The organism is Streptomyces sp. NPDC030799, from assembly GCF_055572255.1.
In genome coordinates this window covers 154,092-172,701 of record NZ_JBVIDS010000020.1, presented here as the reverse complement: position 1 = coordinate 172,701, position 18,610 = coordinate 154,092, and the positions used below count along the sequence as shown (strand labels likewise).

Sequence of the window (18,610 nt, the reverse complement as noted above, 5' to 3'; positions counted from 1 at the left end):
AACTGCGCGCGCGACCACGACGGTGCCGCAGCCGCGCGACAGCGGAGAGCGGATCCGTCGGCGCACTCAGCGAAGCAGTGAGTCGGTGAGGAGTTCCGCCGCGGCCCGGTCGAGCGGGGCGTGCCCCAGCAGGAACCGGTACCAGAAGAACCCGTAGAACTGGTCGACCAGCAGGTCGAGGTCCCTGTCGGCAGGCAACTCGCCCCGCTCCCGCCCCCGTTCGAGCACCGCCCGCACCGCGGCCCGCCGCGACTGGGTGAACACCCGCATCAGCTCGGCCAGATGCACGTCCCGCGCCGCCTCCCGGACCAGTGTGCGCAGGGCCGGCGCCGACGGCGGCCGCTGCGACGCCTCGAACGTGGCGACCGCCAGCTCGCGCAGATCCGCCCGGAGGCTTCCCGTGTCCGGCGCGGGCACCTCCTGGGCGGCGCGGTCGGTGAGCGCCTCCAGCAGGACGGCGCCCTTCGAGGGCCACCAGCGATAGAGGGTCTGTTTTCCGACGCCGGCCGCGCGCGCGATGGTCTCCACGCTCACCGGTGCGCCGTCGGCATCGGCCAGCAGCTCCAGCGCGGCGTCGAGGATCGCCCGGCGTGCCGCCTCGTTACGGCGTCGGCCGGTGTGCGGGCGGGGTTCCTTGCTGTCGTGCACAGGCCCATCCTCTCCCGAAACCGCTTGACGAGACTATGGGTCTCGGCAACTATTTAACGAGACCGACGTTCTCGGCAAAGGGCCGGAACCCGGTGATCCTTGGGAGAGAGCCCCTCATGAGCACTCCGAACAGCCCTGTGCACCCCTTGGCCGGACAGCGCGTCGTCGTCATGGGCGGCAGCTCCGGCATCGGCGAGGCGGCGGCCGCGTTCTTCGCGGCGGATGGTGCGGAGGTGGTCATCACCGGCCGCGCGCAGGACCGCCTCGACGCCGCGGCGGACCGGATTGGCGGCAAGGTCACGACGTACCGGCTGGACGGCTCGGACCGCGCCGCGGTGGACGCCTTCTTCGCGGGCTCGGGGCCCGTCGACCACCTGGTCGTCGCGCTCAGCGGCAGCAAGGGCGGCGGCCCCTTCGCCGAGCTGGACCTGGCCGAGCTGGCGGACGGCTTCGCCGGCAAGTTCTGGCCGCACGTCCATGTGCTCCAGGCTGCCCTGCCCGCCCTGCGCCGCGACGGCTCGGTGACCCTGGTGACCGCCGCTTCCGCCCGCGCCGCCCTGCCCGGCACCGCCGGCCTGGCCGCGATCAACGGCGCCCTGGAGGCGATGGTCCCGCCCCTCGCCGTGGAACTGGCACCGCTGCGCGTCAACGCGGTCTCCCCGGGCGTCGTCGACACTCCCTGGTGGGACGGCGTGCCGGCCGAGCAGCGCCGAGCCCTCTTCGACGGCTTCGCCGCCATCACACCCGTCGGCCGCATCGGCCGGCCGGAGGACATCGCCCGCGCGATCCACATGCTCGCGGCCAACGGCTTCATGACCGGTGTGGTCCTGGAGGCGACGGGCGGGGCGACGCTGGCGACGGGGCGCTGACCAGCGCCCCGAACCATGGGCGCTCAGCAGCTCCAGTCCTGCTCCAGATCCAGTCCGCCCTCCCGCCGCTGCGTGAACGAGAACCAGTTCCCGGAGTCGTCCCTGAACAGCGCCTCCGTGCCGTACGGCCGCTCTTGAGGCTCCTGAAGAAACTCGACCCCGCGGTCCTTGAGCTTCTTGTAGTCGCCGTGGATGTCATCGGTCGCCAGCACCCCCGCGCCGAGCGCCCCCTTCGCGATGAGCTTCCTCATCATCTCCGCGGACTCGGGGTCCATCGCGGGCGGCCCCGGCACCATGAGCGTCAGCTCCACGTCGGGCTGGTCGGGGGCGCCGACGGTGAGCCAGCGCATGCCGCCCTCTCCCATGGTCATGTCCGTACGAACCTCAAGGCCCAGTTTCTGGGTGTAGAAGTCCTTGGCCCGGTCCTGGTCGAGGACCCAGACGGTGGTGATGGCAAGCCCCTTGATCATGGCTCTGCTCTCCTGTCGGCGGCGTGGTGCGGTGGGACGGATTCCCCTTCGCCACCGTAGGCAGAGCCCGGCCCGGGGTGCTTCTCCGATCTTGCGGAACGGAATCCGCCGGCCCAGAGCATGGCGTAGCAGCCGGGTATCAGGGAGGCACCGCGGCCGACGTGCCGGGCGCGGTACTCGCTCGGTGTGTGTCCGGTGCGGGCCTTGAAGCGGGCGGAGAACGTGCCGAGGCTGCTGAAGCCGACGAGCGTGCAGATCTCGGTCACGGTGAGGTCGGCGCAGCGCAGCATCTCCTCGGCCCGCTCGATGCGCCGGTGGGTCAGATACTGGCCCGGCGTCTCGCCGTAGGCGTCCTTGAAGGCGCGCAGGAAGTGGAACCGCGAGTACCCGGCGTGCGCGGCGACCGCGTCGAGATCGAGACCGGGGTCGGCCCAGTCCCGGTCCATGACGTCCTTGGCCAGACGCATACGGCGCAGCTTGTCCATGCAGCCGATGGTGACACGGGGCACTGACAACGGCTCCGGCAACGGCAACGGCAACGGCCGGCACGGACACACCGGCACCAACGCAGAAGACCCCGGGGGCGGACACCACCCCGGGGTCTTCAGCTCAGGCGCGCCTCAGACGGCTTCGACGACCTGCAGCGGAGCCGCCTCGTCGCCGCTCTGCCCCGAAGGCTTCCCGCTCCTCAGCGGGACCTCCTTCACGAACAGCGCCGCGATCAGCACGATCACCGCGATCGCCGCGCCCAGCAGGAACGCCGAGTGCGTGCCGGCGGACACCGCGTGCTGGTACGCGTCCCGGATCGGCGCCGGCAGCATGTTGATGTGCTTCGCGTCCAGCGCGGCGCTCTTCTCGGTCATGTGCTTGCCCGCCGTGCCGGCCCGCTCCGCCATGACGTGCTGGACCCGGTCGTTGAACAACGCGCCCATGATGGCCACACCGAAGGAGGAGCCGAGCGTACGGAACAGCGTCGAGGACGACGAGGCCACGCCCATGTCCTTCATCTCCACGCTGTTCTGCGCGACCAGCATGGTGACCTGCATCAGGCAGCCCATGCCCAGCCCCAGCACGGCCATGTAGACGCCGGACGTCAGCCGGGTCGTACCGGTGTCCATCAGGGACAGCAGGTACAGCCCGACGATCATCAGCGCGCCGCCGACGACCGGGAAGACCTTGTAGCGGCCGCTGTTGGTGGTCACCCGGCCCGCGACCATCGAGGTCACCAGCATCGCGCCGAGCATCGGCAGGAGCAGCAGACCGGAGTTGGTCGCGGAGGCGCCCTGCACGGCCTGCTGGTACAGCGGCAGATAGAGGGTGGCGCCGAACATCACGAAGCCGGTGATGAAGCCGATGAGGGACATCAGGCTGAAGTTGCGGCTCTTGAACATGTGCAGCGGTACGACCGGCTCGGCGGCCTTGGTCTGCCAGAACACGAACCCGATCAGCGCGGCGACGCCGATACCGATCAGTTCCATGATCCGCGCGGACGTCCAGGCGTACTCGGAGCCGCCCCAGGTGGTGACCAGCACGATCGAGGTGATGCCGACGGTCAGCAGCGCGACGCCGAGGTAGTCGATGCGCGCCTGCGTCCGCTTCTTGGGCAGGTGCAGCACGGCGCTGACCAGCGCCAGGGCCACGGCGCCCAGCGGCAGGTTGATGTAGAAGGACCAGCGCCAGCCCCAGTTGTCGGTGATGGTGCCGCCGACCAGCGGGCCGCCGATCATCGCCAGCGCCATGACGCCGGCCATCATGCCGGTGTACTTGCCGCGCTCGCGCGGCGGGATCAGGTCGCCGATGATCGCCATGACGCCGACCATCAGACCGCCGGCGCCGAGGCCCTGCACGGCGCGGAAACCGATCAGCTCGCCCATGTTCTGGGCCATGCCGCTGAGCGCCGAGCCGATCAGGAAGAGCACGATCGAGCCGAGGAAGGCGCCCTTGCGCCCGTACATGTCCCCGACCTTGCCCCAGATCGGGGTGGAGGCCGCGGTGGCCAGGGTGTAGCCGGTGACCACCCAGGACAGGTGCTCCAGGCCGCCCAGATCGCCGACGATCGTCGGCATCGCCGTACCCACGATCATGTTGTCGAGCATCGCGAGCATCATCGCGATCATGAGCGCGAGCAGGACCACCCGCACGCTCCTGGGCCGTTTGCCCTCCGTGCCGCTTTCGACTGTGTCCGCCATCTCTTCCCACTCCCCGTACGGCGGCTACTTACTTGCCGCCCGGCTAGCTCACTACACTGGGAAGGTAGACCCGTAACTAGCCGGGCGTCAAGTAAGTTTCCGCGGAAGCGCGAGGAGTACGAGGATGGGCGTCACCATGGACGGCACCCCCAAGCAGCAGCGCCGCGGAAACACCCGCCAGCGCATCCAGGACGTGGCACTCGAACTCTTCGCGGAGCAGGGCTATGAGAAGACCTCTCTGCGCGAGATCGCCGAGCGCCTCGACGTCACGAAGGCGGCCCTCTATTACCACTTCAAGACCAAGGAAGAGATCATCGTCAGCCTCTTCGAGGATCTGACGAAGCCGATCGAGGACCTGATCGAGTGGGGCCGCAGCCGCCCGAACACCCTGGAGACCAAGCAGGACCTCGTGCGGCGCTACAGCGAGGCCCTGTCCGGCGCCGAGCCGCTGTTCCGCTTCATGCAGGAGAACCAGGCGACCGTGCGGGAACTGCGCATCGGTGACACCTTCAAGGACCGCATGCGAGGCCTGCGGGACATCCTGATGGACCCCGGGGCCGACCTCGTGGACCAGGTGCGCTCCGTCAGTGCGATGTTCACGCTGCACGCGGGGATGTTCGTGATGCAGGACCTGGAAGGCGACCCCGAGAAGAAGCGCGAGGCCGTTCTCGAGGTCGCCCTGGACCTGATCACGCAGGCGCACGAACACGCCCGCAAGAAGGACTGACTCAGACGGTGACGCCCATGCCGCGCAGGAACGCGACCGGGTCGACGGCGGAGCCGTAGTTCGGGGTCGTACGGATCTCGAAGTGCAGGTGCGGGCCGGTGGAGTTGCCCGTGGAGCCGGACAGGGCGATGTGCTGGCCGGTCTTGACGATCTGGCCGGCCTTGACGTCGATCCGGGACAGGTGCGCGTACTGCGAGTAGCTGCCGTTGCCGTGCTTGATCACGACGGCGTTGCCGTACGCGGGGCCGTCACCGGCGCCGTTCGGACCGGCCTTGACGACGGTGCCGCCGTGCGCGGCGACGACGTCGGTGCCGGTCGGCACGGCGAAGTCCTGCCCGCTGTGCTTGGCGACCCAGTGGCTGCCGGCCTGCATGAAGCCGGCGGAGAGCGTGTACGACTTCACCGGGTCGACCCAGGAGGCGGCCGACGGGGCGGCGGCGCTCGCGACCCCGGTCCCCAGCACGGCCGTGGCGCCGATACCGGCGGCCAGGACGGCCACGCGGGTGCGGAGCGAGGACGTACGGGAAGAACGGGACGTGACGCGCTGGAACATCGAAACCTCGTCGACTCGGTGACAGAACGCCACCCCGCGAACAGGCGTCCGGCGGGGCGGCCATCTCTTGGTAACCGAGCACCCCGGCCAGCCCCAAACGCCCCGTCTACGGCAGCTGGTAGTAGGCGACCCTGAGACCACCGTGTCGTTCCAGGGTGAAAGCCCTTCTCCTTCAGGCGACGGATCCCACTATGCAGGCTAGTAAGGGACATTTCGCCTGTGCCGCTTATCACCGGCCACCCGAACCGACGATCACAGAAATGTGATGCACACCCCTAGGCACCTACCGTCCGGTAACCCTACGGTTCCCTTCGCGCCACCCTCGCCGAAGATCATGCCCCTGACATTTCAGGCACGCGTACGGACGTACGGACGTGAGAGGACCCCCACCGATGACCAGACGCCCCATGGCGCGCCGCATCTCCGCCACCGCCGTATCCGTGGCCGCCCTGGCCGCGATGGCCGCCCCGGCCCAGGCCGCGACCACGGCCGGCTCCTCCGCCACCGCCGCGAAGGTCGACTACGCCACCTGGCAGAAGGACTGCCAGACGGTGATGGACCAGGCCCTGCCGTATCTGAAGGAGCGCATCGCCGCCGCGGAGCCGGGCGAGAAGCAGGCGATCGTCTTCGACATCGACAACACCACGCTGGAGACCGACTTCGGTTTCAGCTACCCGCAGCCGGCCAACAAGCCCGTGCTGAACGTCGCCAAGTACGCCCAGGAGCACGGCGTCTCGCTGTTCTTCGTCACGGCCCGCCCGGGCATCATCTACCTGCCCACGGAGTACAACCTCGAACACGACGGCTACGACGTCTCCGGCCTCTACGTCCGGGGGCTGTTCGACCTCTTCAAGGACGTCGCCGCCTACAAGACCGCCCAGCGCGTCGACATCGAGAACAAGGGCTACTCGATCATCGCGAACATCGGCAACAGCGCCACCGACCTCTCCGGCGGCCACGCCGAGAAAACCTTCAAACTGCCCGACTACAACGGCCAGTTGTCGTAACCGGCATTTGCCGGGCATGGACAAGGGGCCGGTGCCCGAAAGCACCGGCCCCTTTTGGCTCGGCCGATCCGCCGGAGGCTTACGCGTCCTTGCTCAGGTTCGGCCCGGCACCGCCGGCCGCCTGCTCGATCGGCGGGACGTCGGGCAGTGCCGACTTCTCCTCACCCCGGAAGGTGAAGGCCTGGGTGTCGCCCTCGCCCTCGGTGTCCACGACCACGATGTGACCGGGGCGCAGCTCGCCGAAGAGGATCTTCTCCGAAAGCGTGTCCTCGACCTCGCGCTGGATCGTGCGGCGCAGCGGACGCGCGCCCAGCACCGGGTCGTAACCCTTCTTGGAGAGCAGCTCCTTGGCGGACTGGGAGAGCTCGATGCCCATGTCCCGGTCCTTCAGGCGCTCGTCCACCTTGCTGATCATCAGGTCGACGATCCGCAGGATGTCCTCCTGCGTCAGCTGCGGGAAGACGACCACGTCGTCGACGCGGTTGAGGAACTCGGGACGGAAGTGCTGCTTCAGCTCGTCCGACACCTTGTTCTTCATGCGCTCGTAGTTGGTCTTCGTGTCACCCGCGGCGGCGAAGCCGAGGTTGAAGCCCTTGGAGATGTCCCGGGTGCCGAGGTTGGTCGTCATGATGATGACCGTGTTCTTGAAGTCCACGACCCGGCCCTGGGAGTCGGTCAGGCGACCGTCCTCCAGGATCTGCAGCAGCGAGTTGAAGATGTCCGGGTGGGCCTTCTCGACCTCGTCGAAGAGGACGACGGAGAACGGCTTGCGGCGGACCTTCTCGGTCAGCTGGCCGCCCTCTTCGTAACCCACGTATCCGGGCGGGGAACCGAAGAGGCGCGACACCGTGTGCTTCTCGCTGAACTCCGACATGTCGAGGGAGATCAGCGCGTCCTCGTCACCGAAGAGGAACTCGGCGAGCGCCTTGGAGAGTTCGGTCTTACCGACACCGGACGGGCCGGCGAAGATGAACGAACCACCCGGACGCTTCGGGTCCTTGAGGCCCGCACGCGTACGACGGATCGCCTTCGACAGCGCCTTGACGGCGTCGTTCTGGCCGATGACCCGCTTGTGCAGCTCCTCCTCCATGCGGAGCAGGCGGCTGGACTCCTCCTCGGTCAGCTTGAAGACCGGGATACCGGTGGCCGTGGCGAGGACCTCGGCAATCAGCTCGCCGTCGACCTCGGCGACGACGTCCATGTCGCCGGCCTTCCACTCCTTCTCCCGCTTGGCCTTGGCGGCCAGGAGCTGCTTCTCCTTGTCGCGGAGGGAGGCGGCCTTCTCGAAGTCCTGCGAGTCGATCGCGGACTCCTTGTCCCGGCGGACGGCGGCGATCTTCTCGTCGAACTCGCGCAGGTCCGGCGGAGCGGTCATCCGGCGGATGCGCATCCGGGAGCCCGCCTCGTCGATCAGGTCGATCGCCTTGTCGGGGAGGAAGCGGTCCGAGATGTAGCGGTCGGCCAGGGTGGCCGCCTGCACCAGGGCCTCGTCCGTGATGGAGACACGGTGGTGCGCCTCGTACCGGTCGCGCAGGCCCTTTAGGATCTCGATCGTGTGCGGCAGGGACGGCTCGGCGACCTGGATGGGCTGGAAGCGGCGCTCCAGGGCCGCGTCCTTCTCCAGGTGCTTGCGGTACTCGTCCAGGGTGGTCGCACCGATGGTCTGCAGCTCACCGCGGGCCAGCATCGGCTTGAGGATGCTCGCCGCGTCGATGGCGCCCTCGGCGGCACCCGCACCGACCAGCGTGTGCAGCTCGTCGATGAACAGGATGATGTCGCCGCGGGTGCGGATCTCCTTGAGCACCTTCTTCAGGCGCTCCTCGAAGTCACCGCGGTAGCGGGAGCCGGCGACCAGGGCGCCGAGGTCCAGCGTGTACAGGTGCTTGTCCTTGAGCGTCTCGGGCACCTCGCCCTTGACGATCGCCTGGGCGAGGCCCTCGACGACGGCGGTCTTGCCGACGCCGGGCTCACCGATCAGCACCGGGTTGTTCTTCGTACGGCGGGACAGCACCTGCATGACCCGCTCGATCTCCTTCTCGCGCCCGATGACCGGGTCGAGCTTGGACTCACGAGCGGCCTGGGTGAGGTTCCGGCCGAACTGGTCCAGGACGAGGGAGGTCGAGGGCGTGCCCTCGGCGGGGCCACCGGCGGCGGCGGTCTCCTTGCCCTGGTAGCCGGAGAGCAGCTGGATGACCTGCTGCCGCACCCGGTTGAGGTCTGCGCCCAGCTTGACCAGGACCTGGGCGGCGACGCCCTCGCCCTCGCGGATCAGGCCGAGCAGGATGTGCTCCGTGCCGATGTAGTTGTGGCCCAGCTGAAGGGCCTCGCGGAGCGACAGCTCCAGGACCTTCTTGGCACGGGGGGTGAAGGGGATGTGACCGGACGGGGCCTGCTGGCCCTGGCCGATGATCTCCTCCACCTGCTGGCGGACCGCCTCAAGCGAAATGCCGAGGCTCTCCAGGGCCTTAGCGGCGACACCTTCGCCCTCGTGGATGAGACCCAGGAGGATGTGCTCGGTGCCGATGTAGTTGTGGTTGAGCATCCGGGCTTCTTCCTGAGCCAGGACGACAACCCGCCGCGCGCGGTCGGTGAACCTCTCGAACATCGTTAATCGCTCCTCAGAGCGGTCAGGCAGTGGGGGGAACTTCCCCTCCCTGTCCTTCCGCAGCTTAGTCCCGCAAGCGGGGACCGCTCATTCCAACTGCCGACACCGTCGATGGCCTCCTGACCCCGAACGCCGACATCTGCTCCAACCCGATGGTGCGAGACGATGTTCCCGCAGGCCAGGCAGATATCCCAGTCGCCAGTACGCCGATGGCGAACGTGAGACGGCCCGTCCTGCGTGTCGCCCCCTCCCACTAGGCATGTCTTACCCGCTGGGACTGAGACTCCATGCCGCGCGCACCGGTTCACTCCGCTATGGGCGAACAACCTTGCGCCTCCCCGCACCTCCGCGCGCCCCCCTTTTCGGCACTTTGCGCGATCGACAGGGCACCTAGCGTAACTTGCCGGTCGCTTCGGCGGTTGCGGGGGGCATGGTCGGCTCGGTCTCCGTGCTCTCAACGGTCCCCCTTCCCCGTCGCCCCTCGGATCCGGGCGTCCCGGACCCCGGCGATCTTCCGGCCTGCCCGGATGCCCGGGCCCGTCACTGGTACGAGAACGATTTGGGGTGGGCGACAGTGCCCGGACGGCCGCTGCGGCTGCTCACTGGGATGCGGTTCGACGTCCTGGACGTACCGGCCGAGGCGGGCGCGGGCGCGCTCCGGCATCTCGCGCCGGGCTCTCCGGTGGCCCTTCGGGGCGACCGGATGGAGTTGCTGCTGGCCGCGGGCAGCGCCGAGGAGCTGCCGGGGCTGCTGGAATGGCTGGAATGGGGCGCCGTCACCCTGGACCTACGGGTCCTGGGCGCCGGGGACGCGATGGAGGCACCGGCTCCGACGGGGGTCGGATCCATGCAGGGGGCCGCCGTATGGCTGCGGCCCCCTGGGCCTGGGGGCGAGGTCGAGGCCTCGCTGCCGGCGATGCCGGCTCTGGGGCGCGAGGCGAGCGCCCCCGATCTCGTACGGCTGGTGGACACGGTGGCAGCGCACTGTCACCGGGTGCGGCTGCGGCGACTGCGCGCCGGACTGCCGACCGCCTGCCGGCGGGATCAGCCGTTGGCCTTCTCGTAGGCCTCGCGAATGGTCGCGGGAACACGGCCGCGGTCGTTGACCTCGTAACCGTTCTCCTTCGCCCAGGCGCGGATCGCCGCGGTGTCCTGGTTGCCACCGGAAGCAGCACGCGCCTTTCCACGTCCGCCCGACGCACGGCCACCGGTACGCCGGCCACCCTTCACATAGGGGTCGAGAAGGCCGCGCAGCTTGTCCGCATTGGCGGTCGTGAGATCGATCTCGTACGTCTTGCCGTCCAGCGCGAACGTCACGGTCTCGTCCGCCTCGCCGCCGTCGAGGTCGTCGACAAGAAGGACCTGAACCTTCTGTGCCACCGGATTTCCTTTCATCGATAACGTTGAGGGGTCAGGGGTCTGCGGCGTCCGCCGTTTCGCCGCCCCTGTTATATGCAGTACTGCAGTACGTCGGAAAGCAAACCGCTTTTGCCGGAAAAACACAAACCCCTGGGAGAGGACCGACGGGCGGCCTCCGTCCGGAAACATGCGCGTTTCGGACATAGGGCACCCGGGCAATGACGATCACAGATGCAGAAGCATCCGGCTGTTGCCCAAGGTGTTCGGTTTCACTCGTTCGAGACCCAGGAACTCCGCGACGCCCTCGTCATAGGAACGCAAGAGCTCCGCGTACACATCGGTGTCGACCGGTGTCTCCCCGATCTCCACGAAGCCGTGCTTCCCGAAGAAGTCCACTTCGAAGGTCAGGCAGAAAACCCGGCGAACGCCGAGCCAGCGCGCGGTCTGCAGCAACTTCTCCAGCAACTGGTGGCCGACGCCGGCGCCCTTGAGACCGGGCTTCACCGCCAGAGTGCGGACTTCCGCGAGGTCCTCCCACATGACGTGCAGCGCGCCGCAGCCGACCACCTCGGCGTTGTCGTCGCGTTCCGCGACCCAGAACTCCTGGATGTCCTCGTAAAGCGTGACCGTGGCTTTGTCGAGCAGGATCCGGTCACGGGCGTAGGCGTCGAGGAGGCGGCGCACGGCCGGGACATCGCTGGTCCGGGCGCGCCGGACGGTGATGGCTTTTGCGGAGACTTCAGGACGCTCTGCTGACATGAGCGGACGCTATCGCCCGTCCGCGGCCCCGGCCGAGCCGGGGTTCTCCTCTTGCCGGGCTCCGGGCGCTTCCTGTTGCGCGGCTTCCTCTTGCGCGGCTTCCTGTTGCCGCGGTGCGGGAGCTTGAACGGTTTCCGGGCCCTGGACGATGCGTACGGCGTCCCTGAGGGCCTGGCGCTGTTCCTCGCTCATCATCCCGAAGAACGCGACGAGAGCGGCGGCCGGGTTGTCGCTCTGCGACCAGGCGTCGTTCATGAGGGCGGCGGCGTACGCGGCCCGCGTCGAGACGGCCTCATATCGATAGGCGCGCCCTTCCGCCTCGCGGCGGACCCAGCCCTTCTGATGGAGATTGTCCAAAACGGTCATCACGGTGGTGTACGCGATGGAGCGTTCCTGCTGGAGGTCTTCCAGGACTTCTCGAACGGTCACCGGGCGGTTCCACTTCCACACCCGCGTCATGACCGCGTCTTCGAGTTCTCCCAATGGGCGAGGCACAACTCAGAACAATAGTGGGAGATCCCTGCAATGGCGTGCCGGACGTGCACTAAGCCCGCGAATAGGAACAAAAAGGGCGTACGGCTCGAAGTCGCATCAGGGCGGCGCCCGCCCGGCCGGCCGCCTCAGGCGTCGCCAGGCCGACCAGGCCGGCTCAGGCGTCGCCGCCGGCGGAGGCCTGACGCGCACCCTCCGCGCGCGCGAGGGCGGCGTCGACGGCGGCGTCCTCCTTGGCCTTGGCGGCCCCGCCCTGGGTCTTCACGATCACCCTGACCACACCGATGAAGAACACGGCCATCACGACCGGAGGCACGAGCGCGGAGACGTAGTCCATGCCTCCAGAGTAGCCACGGGGCAACGGGCGAAAGGTACGGGGTGCGCGAACCGCCCCCGAGTCGGCGCGGCGCTCAGCCGGCGGCCAGCTGGCGGCTCTCGGCGGGATCCGCCGGATCCGCCGGAGGCGTCGGCTTGCGGCGCGGGAAGACCTCCCCCGGGGTCGGGATGGGCCGCTTCGGCGCGGCCGGCTCCGTGGCGGGCCGCTCCGCGGGCGCCGGGCCGGGCTTGGGCGCCGGCTTCGTCGCGGGACTCTGCGCGGGCTTCTGCGCCGGTTTCTGCGACTCCTCCGCCTGCCGGACCCCGGAGTCCGCGCCGCCGCCCGGAAGGGCCGTCAGACGGGCGCGTGAAGGCGGCACGGCGGGCGCGGGCACCTTGCGCGCGCCCTGCGCGAACCGGGCCCGTACGTCCTGCTCGGCCAGCGCCCGGCAGCGGTCCAGCAGTGCGGCCGCCCCCGGATTGCCGCGCAGCGCCCGCAGCGCGGCGAGATCCTCCGGCGCCGGCCGGTGCCCGGCCCCCAGCGCCTCCTCCAGAAGGGTGAGGTAGCCGGCGGCGGTACCCGGGAGCGCGGCCCGGTACCGGCCGAGGTCGGCCACCAGGAAAGCGCGCAGTCTCGCCCCCTCGCGCATCGCCTCGTCGAGCGACTCTGCGAGCCGGAAACAGTCCTTGACGTCCTCGGCGGACGCTTGGCCGGGGTGAAGGGCGAGGGCGAGGGCGCGGCGGAGCACACGCAGCTCCTCCACGCCGAACGCCATGCCGCCGCGGGATCCGTATGGCGTGGGCATGCGGCGACGCTACCGCTAATCGGACAAAAGTGACGGATCGGGATGTCTTTTCGAGGCGTGTCGCTCCCGGTTTCCCCCGACCGGGGCCACGGACACGCCCCACGCGCGCGTGCAGCGAAGCACACCGGCGCTCCAGGAGGGCGCCGGTCGGCTCACAGCCGCGACACGTTCCGCTCGTACACCAGGCGCAGCCCGATCAGCGTCAGCCACGGCTGGTGCTCGTCGATCACCGAGGACTCCCCCAGCACCATCGGCGCGAGCCCGCCCGTGGCGATCACCGTGACGTCGTCCGGGTCGTCGGCCAGCTCCCGCGCCATCCGGCTGACGACCCCGTCGACCTGCCCGGCGAAGCCGTACACGATGCCGGACTGCATGGCCTCGACGGTGTTCTTGCCGATCACGCTGCGCGGCCGGGCCACCTCGATCTTCCGCAGCTGCGCGCCCTTGACGCCGAGCGCCTCCACGGAGATCTCGATGCCGGGCGCGATGACGCCGCCGACGTACTCCCCGCGCGCGGAGACCGCGTCGAAGGTGGTCGCCGTACCGAAGTCGACGACGATCGCCGGGCCGCCGTACAGCTCGACGGCCGCGACCGCGTTGATGATCCGGTCGGCGCCGACCTCCTTGGGGTTGTCCGTGAGGATCGGCACGCCGGTCTTCACGCCCGGCTCGACCAGGACCGCGGGGACGTCGCCGTAGTAGCGCCGGGTGACCTCGCGCAGCTCGTGCAGCACCGACGGGACCGTCGCGCAGATCGCGATGCCGTCGATGCCGTCGCCCAGCTCCTCGCCGAGCAGCGGGTGCATGCCCATCAGGCCCTGCAGCAGCACCGCCAGCTCGTCCGCCGTGCGGCGCGCGTCCGTGGAGATGCGCCAGTGCTCGACGATGTCCTCGCCGTCGAACAGCCCGAGGACGGTGTGCGTGTTGCCGACGTCGATCGTGAGCAGCATGGCCGTTACTCCGCCTCGCGCAGGTCCAGGCCGATGTCCAGGATCGGCGAGGAGTGGGTGAGCGCGCCGACGGCCAGGAAGTCCACGCCCGTGTCGGCGTACATGCGCGCGATGTCGAGCGTCAGCCGGCCGGAGGCCTCCAGCAGCGCCCGCCCGCGGACGATCCCGACGGCCTCCGCGCACTCGTCGGGCGTGAAGTTGTCCAGCAGGATCAGGTCCGCGCCCGCCTCGACGACCTCGCGCAGCTGGTGCAGGGTGTCGACCTCGACCTCGATCGGAACGTCCGGGAACTGCTCCCGTACGGCCTTGAAGGCCTGCGCGACGCCACCGGCGGCCACCACGTGGTTGTCCTTGACCAGGGCCGCGTCGGACAGCGACATGCGGTGGTTGACGCCGCCGCCGCAGCGGACGGCGAACTTCTCCAGCGAGCGCAGCCCGGGGGTCGTCTTGCGGGTGTCCCGCACCCGCGTGCCGGTGCCCTCCAGCGCGTCCGCCCACGCGCGCGTGGCCGTCGCGATGCCGGACAGGCGGCACAGGATGTTCAGCGCGCTGCGCTCGGCGGTCAGCAGGTCACGCGTGCGTGTCGTGACCGACAGCAGCTTCTGCCCGGCCTCGATCCGGTCGCCGTCCTCGGCGTGCCGCTCGACCTCGAACTCGTCCGTGCAGACCACGGAGAGCACCGCCTCGGCGACCCTGAGGCCCGCCACGACACCCGCCTCACGCGCGGTGAAGTCGCCGGTGGCGACGGCCTCCTCGGGGATGGTCGCGACGGTCGTCACGTCCACGCCGCCGTCCAGGTCCTCCTGGATGGCCACGTTGGCGATGTCCTCGACCTCTACGGGGTCGAGCCCGGCGGCGGCCAGCAGCTCGGCGAGCGCGGGGTCGAGCCCGCTCTCCAGGTACTCCTCGTCGCCCTCGGCGCCGCAGGCGCAGCCGTCGCCGCAGCCGCCGGTGGGGGCGAGGGGAAGGTCGTCGGTGCTCACGTCTGTCACTGCTCCTGAGGCGCTGGTGTTACCGGGTAGGGGGGAAGTCTGCGGTGTCGGTGGTGTGCACGGCCAGCGACCGGTCGGGGTTCAGCCGTACGACGATGTGCCGCCGCCAGTGGGTGTCGTCGCGCTCGGGGCTGTCCTCGCGCCAGTGGCAGCCGCGGGTCTCCTCACGCATCCGCGCGGCGGCGACCAGGACGCGGGCGACGCACAGGAGGTTGGTGGCCTCCCAGGTGTCGACGCCGGGCTCGGCGGTCTTTCCGTTCTCGTCGAGGGCGTCACGGGCCTCGCTGTGCAGCTGCTGGAGCTGCCCGGCGGCCTTCGCGAGGGACTCCTCCGAGCGCAGCACGCCCGCGCCCTCGGTCATGATCCGCTGGATGGCGAACCGGGCCTCGGGGGCGAGCAGCGGGTGCTCCGGCCTCTCGGGGTCCGGGACGGGCTGGGGCACGCGCGCGTGGAGGCCGTTCTCCGCCCGCACCGCGGCGATGTCGGCGGCGATCCGCTCCGCGTAGACGAGGCCTTCGAGGAGGGAGTTGGAGGCGAGCCGGTTCGCGCCGTGCACACCGGTGCAGGCGACCTCGCCGCACGCGTACAGGCCGGGCACGGTCGTGCGTCCCTGCGCGTCGGTGCGGACGCCTCCGGAGGCGTAGTGGGCGGCCGGGGCGATCGGGATGAAGTCGGTGACCGGGTCGATGCCGTTGGCACGGCAGGCGGCCGTGATGGTCGGGAAGCGGTGCTCCCACATCTCGGCGCCGAAGTGCCGGGCGTCGAGGTACATGTGCTCGGCGCCCTGCTCCAGCATCCGGCGCAGGATGCCCTTGGCGACGATGTCCCGGGGCGCCAGCTCGGCCAGCTCGTGCTGCCCGACCATGAAGCGCACACCGTCGGCGTCGACCAGGTGGGCGCCCTCGCCGCGCACCGCCTCGGACACCAGCGGCTGCTGGCCCTCGGCGTCCGGGCCGAGGAACAGCACGGTCGGGTGGAACTGCACGAACTCCAGGTCGCTGACCTCGGCGCCCGCGCGCAGCGCCAGCGCCACGCCGTCACCGGTCGACACGGACGGGTTGGTGGTCGCGGAGAACACCTGGCCCATGCCGCCGGTCGCGAGGACCACCGCGGGGGCGTGCACGGCGCCCACGCCGTCGTGCTGGCCCTCGCCCATCACGTGCAGCGTGACACCGGCCGTACGGCCCTCGGCGTCGGTGAGCAGGTCCAGCACGAGCGCGTTCTCGATGGTGCGCAGCCCACGCGCGCGTACCGCCTCCACGAGCGCCCGGGAGACCTCCGCGCCGGTCGCGTCGCCGCCCGCGTGGGCGATCCGGCGCCGGTGGTGGCCGCCCTCGCGGGTGAGGTGGATGTCGCCCTCGTCGTCGGTGTCGAAGTGGGCGCCGGTGGAGATCAGCCGCCGCACCGCGTCGGGGCCCTCGGTGACGAGGATCCGTACGGCCTCCTCGTCGCACAGGCCCGCGCCGGCCACCAGGGTGTCCCCCAGGTGCTGTTCGGGCGTGTCGCCCTCACCGAGCGCCGCGGCGATGCCGCCCTGCGCCCAGCGGGTGGAGCCGTCGTCCAGGCGGGCCTTGGTCACGACGACGGTCGTCAGGCCCGCGGCCTCGCAGCGCAGGGCGGCGGTCAGACCGGCCACTCCGGAGCCGACGACGACCACGTCCGCCGGGATGGACCACCCGGGGGCGGGCGCGTGCAGTCGTATGCCTGTGCTGGTGCCTGTGCTGGTCACGAGGCGGCTCCGAAGGTGAGAGGGAGGTTGTCGATCAGCCGGGTCGTGCCGACCCGGGCGGCGACGGCGAGGACGGCCTCGCCGGTGAAGTCGTCACCGATCTCGGTGAAGTCGGACGGGTCGACGAGGGCCAGGTAGTCCAGTTCGAGCGGCGGAGAAAGGCGCGCGGCCTCCTCCAGCACCTGCCGTGCGGCCGCGCGGACGGCCGCCGGGCCGCCGGGGGACGCCGTGGCGACCGCATGCGCGTCGGCGGCCGCACGGGACTCCCCGAGGGCGCTCAGCGCCTCGGCACGCGCGTGCGTGGAGGGCACTTCGCGGGCACGCGCGCGCAGTGCCTCCTGCGCGGCGTGCCGGTCGCTGCCCGCGAACAGTGCCCGGGACAGCGCGAGCGCGGTACGGCGCTCCTCCGGCGAGAGGTAGCGGTTGCGGCTGGACAGGGCCAGCCCGTCCTCCTCGCGCACGGTCGGCACGCCGACGATCTCCACGCCGAAGTTCAGGTCCCGCACCATGCGCCGGATCAGGGCCAGCTGCTGGGCGTCCTTCTGGCCGTACAGGGCCACGTCGGGGCGGGTGAGGTGCAGCAGCTTGGCGACGACGGTGAGCATGCCGTCGAAGTGGCCGGGCCGCGAGGCGCCCTCCAGGCGTTCGCCCATGGGGCCCGCGGTGATCCGGACCTGCGGAGCGCCTCCGGGGTAGACCTCGTCCACGGACGGCGCGAACACCACGTCCGCACCGGCCTGCTCGGCGAGCTTCAGGTCGGCGTCCAGGGTGCGCGGGTAGCGGTCCAGGTCCTCACCGGCGCCGAACTGCAACGGGTTGACGAAGACGGTGACGACGACCTCGCCGTCCGGGCCGGCGATCCCACGTGCCGTGCGGATCAGCGTGGCGTGGCCCTCGTGCAGGGCGCCCATGGTCATCACGACGGCGCGGCGGCCACGGCGCACACGCGCGTGCAGCTCGCCGGCGGTGCTCAGCAGGGCGGTGGTCATCGGTCGTTCCCCTCGGTGCCGTGAGTGCCGTTCGTGCCGCCGGCGCCGTCGGCCAGTACGCCGAGCAGGTCCTCGGCGAGTTCGGGCTTCAGCAGGCCGTGTGCGAGCGCCCGGTCGGCGGTCGCGCGGGCCATCGCGACGTAGCCCGCGACGGTCTGCGGGGCGTGCTTGCGCAGCTCGGTGATGTGCGCGGCGACCGTGCCGGCGTCCCCGCGCGCGACGGGTCCGGTGAGCGCCAGATCGCCGGAGCGCAGCGCGTTGTCCAGGGCGGCGCCGAGCAGCGGGCCGAGCATCCGGTCGGGCGCCCCGACGCCCGCGGTACGCAGCAGCTCCATCGACTGGGCGACCAGGGTCACCAGGTGGTTGGCGCCGAGCGCGAGGGCCGCGTGGTAGAGCGGGCGGTTCTGCTCGCTGATCCACTCGGGCTCGCCGCCCATCTCGATGACGAGGGCCTCGGCGGCGAGCCGCAGCTCCTCGGGCGCGGTGACGCCGAAGGAGCAGCCGGCGAGGCGCTGGACGTCCACGGGGGTCCCGGTGAAGGTCATCGCCGGGTGCAGCGCCAGCGGCAGCGCACCCGCGCGCAGGGCCGGGTCGAGGACTCCCGCGCCGTACCGGCCCGAGGTGTGCACGAGCAGCTGCCCGGGCCGTACCGCACCGGTCTCGGCGAGGCCGGTGACCAGGCCGGGCAGGACGTCGTCGGGGACGGTGAGCAGCACCAGGTCGGCCCGCTGCAGAACCTCGGCGGGCGGCACCAGCGGCACGTCCGGCAGCATGGTCTCGGCACGCCGCCGGGAGGCGTCGGAGACGCCGGAGACGGCCACCGGGCGGTGCCCGGCGAGCTGGAGGGACGCGGCGAGCGCGGGGCCCACGCGGCCGGCGCCGACGACACCGACGGTGAGCCGCGCGGGGCGGTCCTTGAGGTCTGGCTGGTGGACTGTACTCACGCGACGGCGGCCTTCCCGTTCCAGTCCGCTCTGGGTACCGGACGATTTCTCGTCATGTTAACGCTATCTCGGTCCCGTGCCGATCGGCCGTCCACAGGCTGTGGGTTACGCCACGTGTACGCCACGCAGCCACCTGTCCACCGGCGCGCCGCCCCCACCCGACACCCGGGCGCCACCACGCGTGCGTGCACCGGAATCCGGCTGCCC

20 protein-coding genes are annotated in these 18,610 nt (G+C 70.5%); 4 read left to right on the top strand and 16 right to left on the bottom strand.

All coding sequences use genetic code 11. From position 1 onward, the window contains the following. Positions 1 to 66: 66 nt before the first annotated feature. A complete protein-coding gene (locus ACZ41I_RS38860) occupies positions 67 to 648 on the bottom strand; it encodes a TetR/AcrR family transcriptional regulator (RefSeq protein WP_363216633.1) in 582 nt (193 codons plus the stop codon). Between the two features lie 116 nt (positions 649 to 764). On the opposite strand from ACZ41I_RS38860, the gene ACZ41I_RS38855 reads away from it, so the two are divergent. Next, on the top strand, positions 765 to 1,517 hold the full coding sequence (locus tag ACZ41I_RS38855; protein ID WP_363216632.1) for an SDR family oxidoreductase: 753 nt from the start codon (positions 765 to 767) through the stop codon (positions 1,515 to 1,517). A gap of 23 nt (positions 1,518 to 1,540) precedes the next feature. Here ACZ41I_RS38855 and ACZ41I_RS38850 read toward each other — a convergent pair whose 3' ends face one another. The 3 genes from ACZ41I_RS38850 to ACZ41I_RS38840 form a co-directional block, all read right to left on the bottom strand. Then, positions 1,541 to 1,987, bottom strand: a complete 447-nt coding sequence (locus ACZ41I_RS38850; RefSeq protein WP_363216631.1) for a VOC family protein — start codon at positions 1,985 to 1,987, stop codon at positions 1,541 to 1,543. Next, the gene (locus ACZ41I_RS38845; RefSeq protein ID WP_468516362.1) at positions 1,984 to 2,472 is read right to left on the bottom strand and encodes a helix-turn-helix transcriptional regulator; all 489 of its coding nucleotides are present in this window, start codon (positions 2,470 to 2,472) and stop codon (positions 1,984 to 1,986) included. The genes ACZ41I_RS38850 and ACZ41I_RS38845 overlap by 4 nt, the downstream gene beginning before the upstream one ends. A 135-nt stretch (positions 2,473 to 2,607) precedes the next feature. Beyond that, on the bottom strand, positions 2,608 to 4,176 hold the full coding sequence (locus ACZ41I_RS38840; protein ID WP_363216629.1) for an MDR family MFS transporter: 1,569 nt from the start codon (positions 4,174 to 4,176) through the stop codon (positions 2,608 to 2,610). Between the two features lie 124 nt (positions 4,177 to 4,300). Here ACZ41I_RS38840 and ACZ41I_RS38835 point away from each other — a divergent pair, with 124 nt between their 5' ends. Further along, positions 4,301 to 4,903, top strand: coding sequence for a TetR/AcrR family transcriptional regulator (locus tag ACZ41I_RS38835; protein WP_363216628.1), 603 nt, complete (start codon positions 4,301 to 4,303; stop codon positions 4,901 to 4,903). A gap of 1 nt (position 4,904) precedes the next feature. Here ACZ41I_RS38835 and ACZ41I_RS38830 read toward each other — a convergent pair whose 3' ends face one another. Beyond that, on the bottom strand, positions 4,905 to 5,456 hold the full coding sequence (locus tag ACZ41I_RS38830) for a M23 family metallopeptidase (protein ID WP_363216627.1): 552 nt from the start codon (positions 5,454 to 5,456) through the stop codon (positions 4,905 to 4,907). A gap of 392 nt (positions 5,457 to 5,848) precedes the next feature. On the opposite strand from ACZ41I_RS38830, the gene ACZ41I_RS38825 reads away from it, so the two are divergent. Beyond that, entirely contained in the window at positions 5,849 to 6,463 is a 615-nt protein-coding gene (locus ACZ41I_RS38825) for an HAD family acid phosphatase (RefSeq protein ID WP_363216626.1), read from the top strand. A 79-nt stretch (positions 6,464 to 6,542) separates the two neighbouring features. Here the strand turns inward: ACZ41I_RS38825 and ACZ41I_RS38820 are convergent, their stop codons facing one another. Beyond that, positions 6,543 to 9,068 (bottom strand): ATP-dependent Clp protease ATP-binding subunit, encoded by a 2,526-nt coding sequence (locus ACZ41I_RS38820; protein ID WP_363216625.1) that lies wholly within the window; start codon positions 9,066 to 9,068, stop codon positions 6,543 to 6,545. Between the two features lie 430 nt (positions 9,069 to 9,498). On the opposite strand from ACZ41I_RS38820, the gene ACZ41I_RS38815 reads away from it, so the two are divergent. Further along, positions 9,499 to 10,134, top strand: a complete 636-nt coding sequence (locus ACZ41I_RS38815; protein WP_468516361.1) for an SCO3374 family protein — start codon at positions 9,499 to 9,501, stop codon at positions 10,132 to 10,134. Here the strand turns inward: ACZ41I_RS38815 and ACZ41I_RS38810 are convergent. The 10 genes from ACZ41I_RS38810 to ACZ41I_RS38765 all read right to left on the bottom strand — a co-directional run bounded on the left by ACZ41I_RS38810 (position 10,113) and on the right by ACZ41I_RS38765 (position 18,403). Beyond that, positions 10,113 to 10,448, bottom strand: coding sequence for a histone-like nucleoid-structuring protein Lsr2 (locus tag ACZ41I_RS38810; protein WP_360089949.1), 336 nt, complete (start codon positions 10,446 to 10,448; stop codon positions 10,113 to 10,115). The genes ACZ41I_RS38815 and ACZ41I_RS38810 overlap by 22 nt on opposite strands. Positions 10,449 to 10,652: 204 nt before the next feature. Beyond that, on the bottom strand, positions 10,653 to 11,186 hold the full coding sequence (locus ACZ41I_RS38805) for an amino-acid N-acetyltransferase (RefSeq protein WP_208899534.1): 534 nt from the start codon (positions 11,184 to 11,186) through the stop codon (positions 10,653 to 10,655). A 9-nt stretch (positions 11,187 to 11,195) separates the two neighbouring features. After that, entirely contained in the window at positions 11,196 to 11,645 is a 450-nt protein-coding gene (locus tag ACZ41I_RS38800; RefSeq protein ID WP_468327045.1) for a BlaI/MecI/CopY family transcriptional regulator, read from the bottom strand. A 190-nt stretch (positions 11,646 to 11,835) separates the two neighbouring features. After that, on the bottom strand, positions 11,836 to 12,015 hold the full coding sequence (locus ACZ41I_RS38795; RefSeq protein ID WP_270082353.1) for a hypothetical protein: 180 nt from the start codon (positions 12,013 to 12,015) through the stop codon (positions 11,836 to 11,838). Positions 12,016 to 12,088: 73 nt separating this feature from the next. Beyond that, entirely contained in the window at positions 12,089 to 12,769 is a 681-nt protein-coding gene (locus tag ACZ41I_RS38790; protein ID WP_363216654.1) for a hypothetical protein, read from the bottom strand. A 182-nt stretch (positions 12,770 to 12,951) separates the two neighbouring features. Further along, positions 12,952 to 13,749 carry a type III pantothenate kinase gene (locus ACZ41I_RS38785; RefSeq protein ID WP_363216622.1) on the bottom strand — a complete coding sequence of 266 codons (798 nt, stop codon included), beginning with the start codon at positions 13,747 to 13,749 and terminating at the stop codon, positions 12,952 to 12,954. A gap of 5 nt (positions 13,750 to 13,754) precedes the next feature. Beyond that, a complete protein-coding gene (gene nadC / locus ACZ41I_RS38780; protein ID WP_363216621.1) occupies positions 13,755 to 14,732 on the bottom strand; it encodes a carboxylating nicotinate-nucleotide diphosphorylase in 978 nt (325 codons plus the stop codon). 28 nt (positions 14,733 to 14,760) lie between these two features. Further along, entirely contained in the window at positions 14,761 to 16,470 is a 1,710-nt protein-coding gene (locus ACZ41I_RS38775) for an L-aspartate oxidase (RefSeq protein ID WP_363216620.1), read from the bottom strand. Beyond that, positions 16,467 to 17,459 (bottom strand): pantoate--beta-alanine ligase, encoded by a 993-nt coding sequence (gene panC / locus ACZ41I_RS38770; protein WP_363216619.1) that lies wholly within the window; start codon positions 17,457 to 17,459, stop codon positions 16,467 to 16,469. Before panC ends, ACZ41I_RS38775 begins: the two co-directional genes overlap by 4 nt. Beyond that, positions 17,456 to 18,403 (bottom strand): Rossmann-like and DUF2520 domain-containing protein, encoded by a 948-nt coding sequence (locus tag ACZ41I_RS38765; protein ID WP_399773149.1) that lies wholly within the window; start codon positions 18,401 to 18,403, stop codon positions 17,456 to 17,458. The genes panC and ACZ41I_RS38765 overlap by 4 nt, the downstream gene beginning before the upstream one ends. Positions 18,404 to 18,610: the final 207 nt, after the last annotated feature.